The sequence below is a fragment of the Aquabacterium sp. genome, from assembly GCF_014378415.1.
Lineage (GTDB): Bacteria > Pseudomonadota > Gammaproteobacteria > Burkholderiales > Burkholderiaceae_C > Aquabacterium.
The window spans coordinates 16,466-30,107 of record NZ_JACMNS010000061.1 but is presented as its reverse complement, the minus strand read 5'-3'; the positions used below and the strand labels follow the sequence as shown (position 1 = coordinate 30,107).

The following is a 13,642-nucleotide window of genomic DNA, read 5'->3' as shown; positions in this document are numbered from 1 at the left end:
GACACGGTTGAGCTGGACTACGGCACGCGCACTTTGGTGCAAAGCGCGCGCTGGACCCAACCCAGTGCATTGGGCCGTCTGTTTCCACCTTGGGTGCAGGCCCGGCAGTTTCTCCGAAATGGATTCGGCAGTTTGGGCCAATTCAGGCGCCATGAATTTCACTATTTCCAATGCATGCGCGTCTTATTGAATCGTTTCTATGATTCGGTTGAAGGGAAGGGCGTTGATCCCATTCCGGCGGCGCAAATTCTGCGTGTTTGCCGGGTGATTGATCAAATGGTTGAAGGCATGGAGACGGCGCAATGAAAGTATTGATCACGGGCTCGGGTGGGTTTCTGGGCAAACGCATTGCCGAGAGCATTTTGAGAAGGGGCGCCGAAGAGTTGCGTTTGCATTTTCGGCAAAAACCACCGCAGGGCATGATCGAGGGTTTGCGCCAGCAGTTTCCCAATGCCTTGATCGAGGTGGCGCAGGCCAATTTGCTGGCCAGGGACTCCTTGCAGGCGCTGGTGGCTGGCACCGATTGCATCGTGCACGCGGCGGCGGGCATGCGTGGCGCCGCGGCCGACATGTTCGCCAACACGGTGGTGGCCACGCGCAACTTGCTGGACGCGGCCACGGCACAGAAGATCCAGCGCATTGTGCTGATCAGTTCGTTCTCGGTGTACCACGCCGAGACTCTGGCGCCCCATGCGGTGCTGGATGAAGCCACGCCGATTGAAAGTGTGGGCGTTGAGCGCGGTGCGTATGGCTATGCCAAGACACGTCAGGAACACCTTTTTCTGGACTACCAGAAGCGCTTTGGTTTCGAGTCGGTCATCTTGCGTCCGGGGGTGATTTATGGCCCCGGTGGTGGTGCGATGTCGTCTCGTGTGGGCATCAATGCGCTGGGGTTCTTCTTCAGCTTGGGCGGCCGCGCCTTGTTGCCTTTAACTTACGTTGACAACTGCGCGGATGCTGTGGCGCAAGCGGCTTTGAAGGCGCCCTCTGGCAGCGCCTTCAATGTGGTGGACGACGACCTGCCCACCTGCAATGAATACCTGAAGGACTACCGCCAGCGCGTGCAGAAGCTGCGTTGCATCCCGGTGCCGCATTGGGCCTTCATGTGGGGCTCCAAGATTCTGGTGAACTACCACCGCAAGTCCAAAGGGCAACTGCCGGCGGTGTTCACGCCTTATGTGGTCAATTCGATGTACCGCCCTTTGCGTTACACCAATGCCGCCTTGAAGGCGATTGGCTGGCAACAGCGCGTTAGCACGGCAATCGGCCTGACCACCACCTTCCAGCATTTGCGCAGCAAGCCTTAGCAGGCTGCGGAAATACTCAACGCGCGCAGCCCCGCTGCTGAAGTAAGGACTCTTTTTCGACGATGCAAGTCGACCCCGACGTCGAATCAACCCATTTCAAGCCCATTGCGACCCGATTTGAGGTCATTTCGATGCTTGTCCCCCTCATCACACGACATCCAGACGGATTTGTCCCAAGGTGCGCATACGCACGAGGTTGTAGGCGGCCATGGTCATCATGAATATCTGATCGACCTTCTTGATGCCGCGCATCATCACCTGGCGAATTGGGCCAATGAATTTGGCCCAGCCAAAGCCCTGCTCGATGAGCTTGCGCTTTTGCATCGAGATGCTGTAGCCCTCGGTACTGGCGATCTCATCGGGCACAGCAGACTTGCGGTTTGACTTGTTCTGCGCCACATGTGGTGTGACCTTCATGTCTTGCAGCGCCTCAATGAACTCGGCCGCGTCGTAGCCCTTGTCGGCGCCCAGGGTGATCTCCCCGTCGGGGTTGGCTTGGCGAGCATCGGCCACCATCGCCTTAGCCGCCTCGCGTTCAGCGTGGCCATCGGCTTGTGTGACCATGGCATTGACGATCAGGCCATTTCGGTTCTCCATCAGCGTGTGCCCCATGAAGCGCAACTCGCTGGCCATCTTGCCCTTACGGTACAGCCTGCTGTCGGGGTCGGAGCTGGATTCGTCAGTCTCGTTGCTACGCGTCTTGCCACGAAAGTCACTGCCATCGTCGTCATCGCCGTCTTTGCGCACAAAGCTCTTGTGGCCAGCCCAAGCTTGAATCAAGGTGCCGTCCACGCTGAAGTGTTCCTTGGACAGCCAATTCTTTTTGTCAGCCTGCTTGAGCACTTCGTTGAAGAAGGCCACCACGGCATCGTGCTCGATCAGCCGCTCGCGGTTCTTGGTGAACACCGTGGGCACCCACACCGAGTCGTCCATCGACAGGCCAATGAACCAGCGAAACAGCAGGTTGTATTGCGTCTGCTCCATCAGCTGACGTTCGGAGCGAATCGAGTACAGCACCTGCAGCAGCATGGCGCGCAGCAGCTTCTCTGGTGCGATGCTGGGGCGCCCGCCCTTGATGTCGTCCTCGTACATCTGGGCGAACAAACCGCCCATCTCAGCCAGCGCCTTGTTGACCATCGTGCGGATCACCCGCAGCGGGTGATTGGCTGGTACAAAGTCGTCCAGCTTCTTGAGGGTGAACAAGCCTTCGGTGAATGTGTCGGCGCCGCGCATAGGTGATGTCAGTTGAGGTCGTTGGAGGTACTACGCTGATAACGCATCACGCCCCTGAGGCGTGGACTGGGTTGGTAGGTATTTCAGCAGCCTGTTAAGCGCGCTGGGTGATCACCTTTTCACAAACGGCCAGTGTTTCCACCGCGACATCGTCCCAGGTGCGGGACATGGCGGCGGCAATGGCCTGGTGATCCCAGGTCTGCTTCAGTGCCTGCACGAGGCCCTTGTGCAATGAATCCACATCCCGGGGCTTGACCAGGATCCCGTTGCCCATGTGCAGGATTTCACGCGTGCCGCCCACGTCGGTGGCCACGACCGGGCGGCCACAGGCCACGCCTTCCACGACCACGTTGGGGTAGCCTTCCGACCAGCTGGGCAAGGTCAGCACGTCGCTGGCGCTGATCCAGTCTGCCACTTGCTCGGGTGGCAGACCGCCGGGGAAGTAAACCTGCTGTTCCAGGCCCGATGATTTGATGAGGCCACGCAATTCGTTTTTCATGACGCCGTCACCCACCATGGCCAGGCGGGTGAGGGGATCGTCCTGCACCATGCGCTGAAAGGCCGCCAGCAGCTCTCGCATGCCCTTGGCTTCCACAAAACGCCCGACGTAGATGATCAGGCGCTCGTTGGGCTCGATCTTCAGCTTCTGCCGGGCTTCGGCCTGGTCTTGCCACCGGAAGATGGCGGTGTTGAAGCCATTGACGATGGTGTGAACTTTTTGAGGGGCGGCACCGAACTGGTTGATGGCCGTTTGCCGCATGGCCTCGCTGACGGTCAGCAAGGCATCGACGCCCATGATGGTGCGGCGGGTCATGAAGGCGTTGAGCCCATCGCGCACGTGGATGTCGGAGCCGAGGGCGCCGACCACGCAGGGCAGCGAGAGCTGGCGGGCCGAGCGCAGGGCGGCGTACCCGTCCGGGTAGACCCAATAGGCCAGCACCAGGTCGGGTTTGAACTGGCGGATCCGAGGCGTCAGCGCCATGCTGCTGATGTGGCCGTTCAAAGCCCGTGAGATCACGGGAAAGGCGGGGTAGCTGAAGGCATCGACGTCCACGCCGTCGAGCTGGTAGTCGGGGCCGACCTCGCCGTACAGGTAGCTGCGCGGCGCCATGAAAGGCAGGCGCGGGTAGCGGGATTGCTGAAAGAAGACTTTCACGTCGGCCAGTTTGGACAAGGACCGGGCTGTTTCGTGAATGTAGCGCCCACGGGTCTGGTCGTGGGCGACGGGCAGCATGGGGGTGACCAGGGCGATGCGTCTAGGCATGGATGATGGCTTTGCGGGCACGCCGGAAGCGGTGTGCAAGGCGGTATTGTCACCGCAGCATCAGGCAGATATGGCCTCAGCCGCGCAGTCGCAACAGCAAATCGTCGGTTTCCTGACTGGCTTCGCGTTGGGCGGTTTCGTCGGTGAGCAAGGACAGCTCTTGCAGCGACAGGCTCAGGTTCACCAGGCCATCGCGCAGATTGAACAGGGCCGCTTGCATGTCGAGGAGCTTTTGCCTCATTTGTTCCGAGCGTTCTTCGTCATGCATCACCGTACTCCTGCCTCCGAGACCATCACAACCTCAAGCGGGCCACGGGGCGGCCTGTGTGCTTGACGGCCTCACTTTACCCGCTGGTATTTCAGCGGGCTAGTGCTCATTCGCGGGGGGGGGGGGCTTGGGTCAGCGGTTGCTTTCGTTGACGATCACCCATTGGCCATCGATCAGCTTCCAGGTCAGTGCCTTGTAGCTGCTGTCCTTGAAGTTTTGCGATGTGTAATTTTGGGTGAAACTGGTGACCACGGCGTCGCCTCGGGCTTCGGCCTTGACCTGGGTCAGCTGGACTTCGATGGGGCCGGATTTGCCCAGCAGGCGGCGGCGCTCATTGATCCATTTTGCCGAGGTGGAGCGCGCGGGGGCGAAGTCTTTGGCGTAAAAGCCTATGTAGCGGTTGATGTCCTTGGCGGCCCAGGCGGTGGCCCAGCCGCGCAGGCGTTCGGTCACGGTGGGGACGGCCGCGATGGCGGGTGACGATGCCGTGCTGGCTGTCATGGGGTCGGCGCTTGCCAAGGCTGGTCCGCTCAGTTTTTTAGCGCGGTTGTTCAGTTCTTCGCGGTTGATGGTGGGGGCATCAATGCTGATTGCCGGGCAGCGCTGGGCAGCGTCTTCGGCCGCTTGCCAGTTCTGAGCGCGCTCGTTGGCGGTGTCTGAGCTGGGGTTCAGGCCCAGGTTGGCCGTCAGCGAGTTCTTGGCCGCGTGCGTGCGGGCAAAAGCCAGTTGCAGGTCGGCTTCGGCGTTCACATAAGCGCGCTTGGCGGTGTACAGCTCGTTTTCGGAGTTCAGCAAGTCCAGCAGGCTGCGTTGGCCGATGTCGAACTGTTGACGGTAGGCGTTGCGAGCCTTCTCGATGGCCAGCACATTGCGGTCCAGGGCGGTCAGCTGATCCTTCAGCTTCTGGATGTCGTTGTGGGCGATCGAGGCGGTTTGGCGCACGTCACGGCAGGCCTTGTCGCGTTGGTCGGCGGCCTGGTTGACCAGGTTGGCCAACTGGCGGGCGCGGGCCTGGTCAGAGCCTCCGTTGTAGAGGTTCCATGACATCAGGATTTCGGCGGAGGTGTCGCGCTTTTGGGTTTCGATGCCATCAAAGTTTTTGCCGACGCCACTGCGCACACGGGCTTCCACCTTGGGTTGGTAGTTGCTGTTTTGGCCCGAAGCCTGGCCTTTGGCGGCGCGCAGGTTTTCAACGGCGGCTTCCACCGTGGCGTTTCCGATCACGGCTTGGTTGGTGGTGTCTTCGCTGCTGCTTGAAATGCCTTTGTCCAGGCCTTGGGCCGCCGCCTGGTTGCTGGCGGGGGCTTCGCCTACGACGCGCAGATAACGGGCGCTGACGTCGTGCAGGTTGGCCGCTTCGGTGGTGAGGTTGGAGTCGGCCAGGGCCAAGCGGGCGTTGGCTTGTTCCGAGTCAACGCCTCGGCCCACACCGGCTTTGACCTTTGATTGCAGTTGGTCTTGCACGTAGCGGTGCTGCACGTAGTTGTCCTGGGCCAGCTCGACCAGCCTGCGGTAGCGCTGCACGTCGATGTAGGCGCGCGAGGCTTCCAGGGCAGCATCCTCGGTGGCCGACAGGAACTCGAAGTAGCGGACCAGCTTGGCATGTCCCAGTCTTTCGACTTCGCGGCGAGTTTGCAGTCCGTCCCACAGCACCTGGTTGGCACTCAAGGCCAGGCCATTGCGATTGAGGCTTTGAGATTGAGGGTTGCGGTTGGTGATGCGGTCACTGTCGCGGCCCACGCTGGCCGACAGGTCCACCCGGGGCAGGTAACCGCCTTGGGCCACGCTGATTTCGTCGGTGGCTGCGCGCAGGGCATTCAGGCGCGCGGTGACTTCAGGGTTGCTGTCGATGGCTTTCTGGGCTGCGGCGCTCAGGCCTGCCGCGGGTGCGGTTTGTGCCTGGGCGACAAGCGCGAAGGCAGCCAAAGCAATGGCTGTCAGGCCACGTTGAAACGTCGCATTTTTCAAATCTGACCTCGTTCCTGATGTTACGGCCGCAAAAGCCATGGGCAAAACGTGCCTATTTTGGCATCAATCGTTACACAAGCGCCCAGCCATTTCGGTGATTTCACGCCAGAAGCTGCTCTGGGCGATTCCTGGCATCAAGTTTGGGCGGGGTCTGTCGATTCAGTGAGGTGACCGTTGGCGACCTTGACCCCTGACTGAGCCCCATTGGAATGAGCCTGGCCCGTGCCGCATTGAAATTGCCCTTGAAGGGAGGCTGGCCGAGGCGGGGTGTCGGACACTGGTTCGGAGCCCTGCTGGCGCGCTGCATGGTCGTGGGCAGCTTGCTGATCGCGCCTGTTGGCAGTGCTTTTGAGTCTCAAAAAATCATGGCGGCGGCGCAACGGATGGGGCCGGCCACGGCCGCTCAGGCTCAGGCCTTGATCCAGGAGATCGCCGAGGCCGGCTCCAGCGACGAAGCTGGCCGCCTCAAGCGCATTAATTCATTTTTCAACCGGCATGTGGAATACCGTGACGACCGCGATGTCTGGGGTCAGGTTGACTACTGGGCCACTCCACTGGAAATGCTGAACAAGGGCGCTGGCGATTGCGAGGATTACGCCATTGGCAAATACTTGTCCCTGATCGCGGCAGGCGTGCCTGCGGCGAAGATGAGGCTGGTGTACGTGCGTGCCGAGGTCGGTGGTGCGATCCTGGCGCACATGGTGCTGGCCTACTATTCTGAGCCCCTGGCCGAGCCTTTGATTCTGGATAACCTGATCACGGACATCCGGCCCGCGTCCAGGAGGCCAGATTTGGCGCCTGTTTTCAGCTTCAATGCCGAAGGTTTGTGGCAAGGTGTGGGCAGTACCACGGCTGGGGATCCGGTGGCACGTCTTTCGCGCTGGCGGGAGGTGTTGACCAAGACACGGGCGGAGGGTTGGTGGTGATGTTGATGACAAGGGACACTGCATGTCACTGATTCGTCAGATATGGCTGCTGTTGGTGGTGACGCTGCTGATGGCTTTTCTGGGCAGCTTTGCGGTCTGGATGGTTTCGTCGCGAAACTATCTGGAGACGCAGTTGCGTCTTAAGAACGCGGACAACGCCCAGTCCTTGGCCTTGGGGCTGTCGCAGCAAAAGGGCGATCTGGCCCTGATGGACCTGGTGGTTGCGGCCCAGTTCGACACGGGTTTCTACAAACGCATTTTGCTGCGGGATCCGCGTGGTCAGGTGGTGTCAAACCACGAGGCCGACCTCAAACGCACCGATTCACAGGCGCCGGCCTGGTTCGTCAACATGCTGTCGATCGATTCCACGCCAGGCGTGGCGCAGGTGTCCGATGGCTGGCGCGCTTTGGGGTCGGTCGAGGTGGTGAGCCATTCATCGTTCGCGGATGAGCAGTTGTGGCAAGGCAGCATCACCACGGCGATGTGGTTGGCGGCTTTGGGCGCGCTGGCGGGCGGGGTGGCCAGCTTCGGGGTACGCGCCATTCGCCGGCCACTGGATGCCACCGTGGGACAGGCGCAGGCCTTGATGGAGCGGCGCTTCATCACGGTCGAGGAGCCCCGGGTGCCCGAGTTGGCGCGGCTGAGCCAAGCCATGAACGCGGTGGTCGAGCGGCTCAAGTCTCAATTCGATGATCAGGCTTTTCAGGTCGAGCAGTTACGCAAGCAGGCGCATTGCGACCCATTGACTGGCGTGTCCAACCGGACGCACTTTGTGGCTCAGTTGGGCGCTGCCTTGAACAACGATGAGGGTTCTGGCCGCGGCTTGCTGTGCATGATCCGAGTGGTGGACCTGGCCATGGTCAACCGGGTGATGGGGCACCGGCAGACCGACGTGTTGCTGCAGAAGCTGGCCTCGGTGCTCAATGAAGTCTCCGTGGGCGTGGTGGGCGTGGCCATTGGGCGGCTCAATGGGGGTGACTTCGCGGTGTGCCTGACGCATGACGAGGTGCCCTTGCCGCAGCCCGAGCATTACGCCGACGCGGTCAAGCGTGCTTTTGCCGAGCTGGGCACGACCGCCAGCGTGGTGGTGGGCGCCACGCATTGGGAGCGGGGTGTGGCCATGCAGCAGGTGTTGGCCGCCGCCGATTCGGCCCTGGCGCGTGCTGAAAGCCGTGGCGGCTTCGCGGTGGAGTTGTCGCAGTTGAGTCCGGCGTCCGAGTCGGCCCTGGGCGAGGACGAGTGGCGTCGCCGCATGACTTCGGCTTTGCTTGAAGACCGTTTGCTGCTGGTGCGCTTCCCGGTGCTGGACCGCGAATCCAAACTGGTTCACCACGAGTCGCCCATGCGCATGCAGTTGGAGCCGGGCGGGCCTTTCGAGTCGGCGGCGCATTGGTTGCCCATGGCCTTGCGTTGCAACCTGATCTCGCAGATTGACGAAGCCGCGGTGGCCCTGGCCTTGTCGCAAATGGCGTCTGACCAGCAGCCGCGCGGGGTGAACTTGTCGCCCGCGTCTTTGCTGGACAGTGGTTTTGTGCCGCGTTTGCGCGCGCGTTTGGCCGAGGCACCCAACGAGGCTCAGCTTTTGTGGCTGGAGGTCTCTGAAGTGGCGGCGGTTGAGCGTTTTGAACTGGTGCGCGAGCTTTGCAAGCAGTTGCGTCCGCTGGGCGCCCGCATTGGCCTGGAGCACGCCGGTGAGCGCCTGACGCGCATCGAGTACTTGTTCGAGGCTGGACTGGACTACGTCAAGCTGGACGCTTCGGTGGTGCAGGGCGTGGCGCAGGACCTGGCGCGAGCGGCCTTTGTGGCCGCCACGGCGTCCATGCTGCATGGACTGGGTTTGCAGGTCTATGCGGAAGGTGTTGCCGAGCCTGAAGACATTCCCGCATTGATGGATTGCGGCATTGATGGCGTGACCGGCCCCGCGGTCAAAGCGTGACGCGTGCTCAGCGTTCTCGCAGTGCGTAGGCCCGGGCTTTGAGTACCGGCTTGAGCAGGTAGGACAACACCGTTTTCTTGCCCGTGAGAATGTCTACCTCGGCCGTCATGCCAGGGATGATGGGCATCTTGGCGCTGAAGTTGGCGGCCTTGGTGCGCACCCGCACGACGTAATAGGTGTTGACGCCACGCTCGTCGGTGATGGTGTCGGGGCTGATGTTTTCCACGACGGCGTCCATGCCCCCGTAGATGGAAAAGTCGTACGCCGTGAGCTTGACGGTGGCGGCCTGGCCAGGGTGGATGAAGGCGATGTCGCGCGGTTGCACGCGGGCCTCCAGCACCAGGGCGTCGTCCAGCGGCACGATCTCCAGGATGTCTTTCCCTGGTTGCACGACACCGCCCACGGTGTTGGCCAGCAGGCGCTGGATGCGGCCGCGAACCGGCGACTTCACCTGGGCCTTGTCGACCTTGTCGGCCAAGGCCACGGCGCCTTCGTTCAGGGCGTTGAGCTTGCCCAGCACTTCAGACAAATCCTTGCGGATTTCGTTGCGGAAAGTGAGTTCGGTTTCCAGGATCTTGCGCTGGGCTTCATTGATGGCGGCCATGACGCGGGCGCTTTGCGCGCCGGCCTGCTCCATGTCGCCTCGTGATTTGCTGACGTCGCGCTCCAGCCTCAGCACTTCGACTTCGGAGACCGCGCCCGTGGCCAGCAATGGCCGCGTCTTGGCCAGTTCCTGCTGCGAGAGATCAAGGGTGCGCCCGGCGGATTCACGGCGCGAGCGCATCTCGCTCAGCTCTTGTTGCCGTTGTGCCAGCTGTTGTTGGTTGATGCCGATCATGGAGGCCAGTTCGGCACGCTTGGCGTCGTAGAGCTGGCGTTCTTCTTCGACAATGCGCACCTCGTCGAGGTTGTCGACAGTGGGCGTGGGGGGGGCAAAGGCCAGGCCTTCGGCGAGTGCCTTCAAGCGGGCGAGCTTGGTGCGCAGTGCAAAGGCATTGGCGTTGCTTTCGCGCATGCCGGAGGTGGCGCGTGTCTCGTCAATCTTCAGCAGCAGCTGGCCTTGTTCGACCACCTGGCCTTCCTTGACCAGGATCTCCGACACCACGCCGCCGTCGTAAGACTGGATGACCTGCAGTTGCCGCGATGGGATGACCTTGGCCTCGCCTTTGGTGACTTCATCGATCTCGGCCACGGCGGCCCAGACGATCAGGCCCAGCACCACGAACACGGCTGAGCGCACCAGGGTTTGGGCGCGGTAGGTGCCATGGGTGGACATGACCGCTTCGGCGTCCAGCTCGAAGCTGCGCATGCCAGCGGCCTGGGCGGATTCGGCCGTGACGCGCGGCCCGGCGATGTGGTCCAGCACCCAGTCGGTGGCGGGTGCAGTGAAGCGGCGGATCGACTCCAGCACGGCGATCATCACCTGGCCCAGTTTCATGAGTGTCTTCATGGAGGGGGCTTGGTTCAGACGGCGCGGGCGATGCGCCCGGACGCCAGCGCCTGCAGGATCTGCTCGCGCGGACCGTCGGCCATGACCTTGCCCTGGTCCACCACGATGACGCGGTCAACGAAAGACAGCATGGAGGTGCGGTGCGTGACCAGCACCACGGTCTTGCCGGCCGAGAACTCTTTCATGCGCTGCGTGACGAAGGCCTCGGTTGAAAAATCCATGGCGCTGGTGGGTTCGTCCAGCAGCAGGATGGGTGCGTTGTGCAGCACCGCTCGGGCGATGCCTACGCCTTGACGTTGCCCGCCGGAAAGCAACTCACCGCGCTCGCCCACGGGCATGTCAAAGCCTTGCGGGTGGCGGTGGATCATGTCGCTGATGCCGGCTAGCTCGGAGGCCGCCACGATGGCGTCGTCTTGCGCATGGGGCATGCCAAAAATGATGTTCTCGCGCAGCGTGCCGTAGAACAAGGTGACGTCTTGCGAGACATAGCCCAGGTTGCGGCGCACATCGGCGGGGTCGAGTTGGCGCAGGTCGATGCCATCCAGCAGCACCGCGCCCTGCGCCGGCTGGTACAGGCCCAGGATCAGCTTTTGCATCGTGGTCTTGCCCGAGCCCACCTTGCCGATCAAGGCCACTTTTTCACCGGGCTTGATCTTGAAGCTGATGTTGTCCAGCGCGGAATCCTGGCGACCGGGATAAGCAAAGGACACGTGCCGGAATTCGATTTCGCCTTTGATTTCGCGGCGCTCCACGAAGTTGGTGCCCAGGGGGCGCTCCACCGGCTGGTCCATGATCTGGTTGAGCGATTCCATCGCGGTGACGGCACCCTGGTATTGCATCAGCAGGCCGACGATTTGCCCGGCCGGTGCCAGCGCTCGGCCCGCCAGCATGGTCGAGGCGATCAAGCCGCCCATGGTCAGGCTCTTGTCGGTGATCAGGTACACACCGATCAAGATGATGGCGACCGAGACCAGTTGCTGCAAGCTGGCGGTGGTGTACATGGCGCTGGACGACAGCCCGCGCATGCGCACGTTCAAATTGGCCAGGTATTGGTTGGCGCGCTCCCAGCGGGCCTGGATCAGGCCTTCGGCGCCTTGAGACTTGATGGTCTCGATGCCGGTCAGGCTTTCCACCAAGGTGGCGTTGCGCTGGGCAGACGCCTGGTAGGTGCTTTGCGACAACTCGTGCAGACGGTGCTGCAGCACATAGCCGGCCACCAGGATGAAGGTGAACACCAGCACCACCGGGATCACCAGCCACAGCGAGATCCAGCCAATGACCAGGACGAACAGCAAGGCGAAGGGCAGGTCGACCAAGGCCGTGACCGTGCTGGAGGCGATGAAGTCGCGGACCTGCTCGAAGCCACGCAGGTTGGCCGCGAAGGAGCCCACCGACTGCGGACGGTTCTCCAGCTTCATGCCCAGCACGCGCTCCATCAGCGTGGCCGAGATTTGCACATCGATGCGCGCGCTGGCCTCGTCCACGAAGTGGCTGCGCAACAGGCGCATGGCCAGGTCCGAGGCCTGCACCAGCATCACGCCGATGGCCAAGGCCCACAGTGTCTCGACCGCGTGGTTGGGCACCACCCGGTCGTACACGTTCATGGAAAAAATCGGAAAGGCCAGGGCGAACAGGTTGATCAGCAGGGCGGCCGACAGCACGTCGCGGTAGACAAAGCGCTGCGCCAGCACGGCGCCCCAGAACCAGTGGCCGGTGTTGGTGTCGCGCACTTGCGGCGTGCGCTCGTCGAACCTGAAATGGGGGCGGGCGAACAATACGACGCCGCTGTAACGCGCGGCCAGCTCCTGCGCGGACAGCTCAATGCTGCCTTGCCCGGTTTCCGGCAGCAGTACTTTGGCCTTGCCCTGGGCATCCTGGCTGAGCAGCACGCAAGCCTGGTTGTCGTGGAGGACCAAGATGGCAGGCAGGGTCTTGTCGTCGATGTCTTGCAGTTTCAGGCGCTGCAGCTTGGCAGCCAAGCCAGCCCGTGCGGCGGCCCGTTCGGCCAGTGCCAAGGGCAAGGGGCCTTTGTCCATCGGCAGCCCGGCGGACAAGGAGGCGCGCGTGGCCGCCTGGCCATGCAGCCGTGCCACTTCGATCAGGCAATCCAGCAGCGGATCGGGGGCGATCAGGTCCTCGCGCAGGCGAGCCGTGGCGTCAGCAGACGATGTGCTGGACTGCGGCATGGCCGCGGCAATGGGTTCCTGAGGTTTGTTCACTCAACGGATATCGGCACAGTGGACGGCAAATTGACCACTCACTCGGTCGGCGTAGAACTTTTCAAGCGTCATGCGGACGGTGCGGAAGGCCAACTCGTTCCAGGGGATGTCTTCCTCGCTGAACAATTGGGCCTCAATGGTTTCCGGGCCCGGGGCGAAATCGGTGTCCAGCAGGCGAGCGCGGTAGAAAAAATGCACCTGGCCAGCCGTCAGCACATTGATCACGCAATACAGGCCTTGCATCTCGATGTGGGCGCCGGCTTCCTCGTCGGTTTCGCGCGCGGCACCTTCTTCGGTGCTTTCGCCCAACTCCATGTAACCGGCGGGCAAGGTCCAGAAACCTTTGCGAGGCTCGATGTTGCGCCGACACAGTAGCACTTTGTCTTCCCAAACGGGAAGGGTGCCCACGACGTTGAGTGGGTTCACATAGTGGACATGGTGGCAGGCAGGGCAAACCGCGCGCTCCCGGTTGTCGTCATCGGGCACGCGATACTCGACTCGGGTGCCACAGACTTGACAGTGCTCGATGCGGCGTGAAAAAAGCATGGGCTCAGTGTAAGGGCATCAGGCTGGCTCAGCCGGCTTGGCGGGTTATGCGGTGGGCGTCCAGTTGCGCAATCCAGGGGGCGAAGGATTCCATCACCCGCAGGGCCTGGCCGTGCTGCCAGAACACCGAGCTGCGTGCCCAGCGCGGAGGCGTGCCCGGCCATGCCGCGCGCAGCCTCGATTCGGCACGGCCATGTCGGGCCAGTGGCTGGATGCGCAGGGGTTCGCGGCAGACATGGCTGCGCTGAAACAGCAGTTCGGCCAGCGGCCGCGTGCCCAGGCCGGTCAGTGCTTTCCAGGTGCCTTGCAGTGCGCGGTGCGAGGTGGCGCTGCGTGCCCACACCACGGGCACCCCATCCAGCAGCAGCACCACTTCGCGGACGTGGCCACTGCGGCAAGCCAGGTCTCGGCGCTCTTGCGGCCAAAGGCGTTGGCTGCCCTGGCGTTGCACCCGGACTTCGACCACACCATGCGCCCGCAATCGGGCGGTGAGCGAGCCCGTGGCGGTCAGCCAGGCGTGCATCG

Annotated in this window: 12 protein-coding genes; 4 read left to right on the top strand and 8 right to left on the bottom strand. The window is 62.4% G+C overall.

The genetic code is table 11. The annotated features are described in order from the left end of the window. Together H7225_RS06245 and H7225_RS06240 are read left to right on the top strand one after the other, a co-directional pair. Positions 1–306 (top strand): hypothetical protein (locus H7225_RS06245; RefSeq protein WP_290659928.1); only part of this gene is annotated, 306 nt, incomplete at its 5' end. Further along, a complete protein-coding gene (locus H7225_RS06240) occupies positions 303–1,307 on the top strand; it encodes an NAD(P)-dependent oxidoreductase (protein ID WP_290659926.1) in 1,005 nt (334 codons plus the stop codon). The genes H7225_RS06245 and H7225_RS06240, both read left to right, overlap by 4 nt. Before the next feature lie 147 nt (positions 1,308–1,454). Here H7225_RS06240 and H7225_RS06235 read toward each other — a convergent pair whose 3' ends face one another. From H7225_RS06235 to H7225_RS06220, 4 genes are all read right to left on the bottom strand, one after another. After that, positions 1,455–2,540 (bottom strand): IS5 family transposase, encoded by a 1,086-nt coding sequence (locus H7225_RS06235; RefSeq protein ID WP_290659924.1) that lies wholly within the window; start codon positions 2,538–2,540, stop codon positions 1,455–1,457. Between the two features lie 94 nt (positions 2,541–2,634). Then, positions 2,635–3,804, bottom strand: coding sequence for a glycosyltransferase (locus tag H7225_RS06230; RefSeq protein ID WP_290659922.1), 1,170 nt, complete (start codon positions 3,802–3,804; stop codon positions 2,635–2,637). A 76-nt stretch (positions 3,805–3,880) separates the two neighbouring features. After that, positions 3,881–4,072 (bottom strand): hypothetical protein, encoded by a 192-nt coding sequence (locus H7225_RS06225; protein WP_290659920.1) that lies wholly within the window; start codon positions 4,070–4,072, stop codon positions 3,881–3,883. Positions 4,073–4,204: 132 nt separating this feature from the next. Further along, on the bottom strand, positions 4,205–6,040 hold the full coding sequence (locus H7225_RS06220; protein WP_290659918.1) for a TolC family outer membrane protein: 1,836 nt from the start codon (positions 6,038–6,040) through the stop codon (positions 4,205–4,207). Positions 6,041–6,249: 209 nt separating this feature from the next. Here H7225_RS06220 and H7225_RS06215 point away from each other — a divergent pair, with 209 nt between their 5' ends. Then, positions 6,250–6,966 carry a transglutaminase-like cysteine peptidase gene (locus tag H7225_RS06215; RefSeq protein ID WP_290659917.1) on the top strand — a complete coding sequence of 239 codons (717 nt, stop codon included), beginning with the start codon at positions 6,250–6,252 and terminating at the stop codon, positions 6,964–6,966. Positions 6,967–6,988: 22 nt separating this feature from the next. Continuing rightward, on the top strand, positions 6,989–8,902 hold the full coding sequence (locus tag H7225_RS06210) for an EAL domain-containing protein (protein ID WP_290659916.1): 1,914 nt from the start codon (positions 6,989–6,991) through the stop codon (positions 8,900–8,902). 7 nt (positions 8,903–8,909) lie between these two features. Here H7225_RS06210 and H7225_RS06205 read toward each other — a convergent pair whose 3' ends face one another. The 4 genes from H7225_RS06205 to H7225_RS06190 are packed head-to-tail and all read right to left on the bottom strand — an operon-like array spanning position 8,910 to position 13,640. Then, positions 8,910–10,352: an HlyD family type I secretion periplasmic adaptor subunit gene (locus tag H7225_RS06205; protein ID WP_290659915.1), complete on the bottom strand. Its 1,443-nt coding sequence runs from the start codon at positions 10,350–10,352 to the stop codon at positions 8,910–8,912. Between the two features lie 14 nt (positions 10,353–10,366). Continuing rightward, the gene (locus H7225_RS06200) at positions 10,367–12,571 is read right to left on the bottom strand and encodes a type I secretion system permease/ATPase (RefSeq protein WP_366481296.1); all 2,205 of its coding nucleotides are present in this window, start codon (positions 12,569–12,571) and stop codon (positions 10,367–10,369) included. Further along, complete coding sequence (locus H7225_RS06195) at positions 12,572–13,117, bottom strand: NUDIX hydrolase (protein WP_290659914.1); 546 nt, start codon at positions 13,115–13,117, stop codon at positions 12,572–12,574. 28 nt (positions 13,118–13,145) lie between these two features. Next, the gene (locus H7225_RS06190) at positions 13,146–13,640 is read right to left on the bottom strand and encodes a chorismate lyase (RefSeq protein WP_290659913.1); all 495 of its coding nucleotides are present in this window, start codon (positions 13,638–13,640) and stop codon (positions 13,146–13,148) included. Positions 13,641–13,642: the final 2 nt, after the last annotated feature.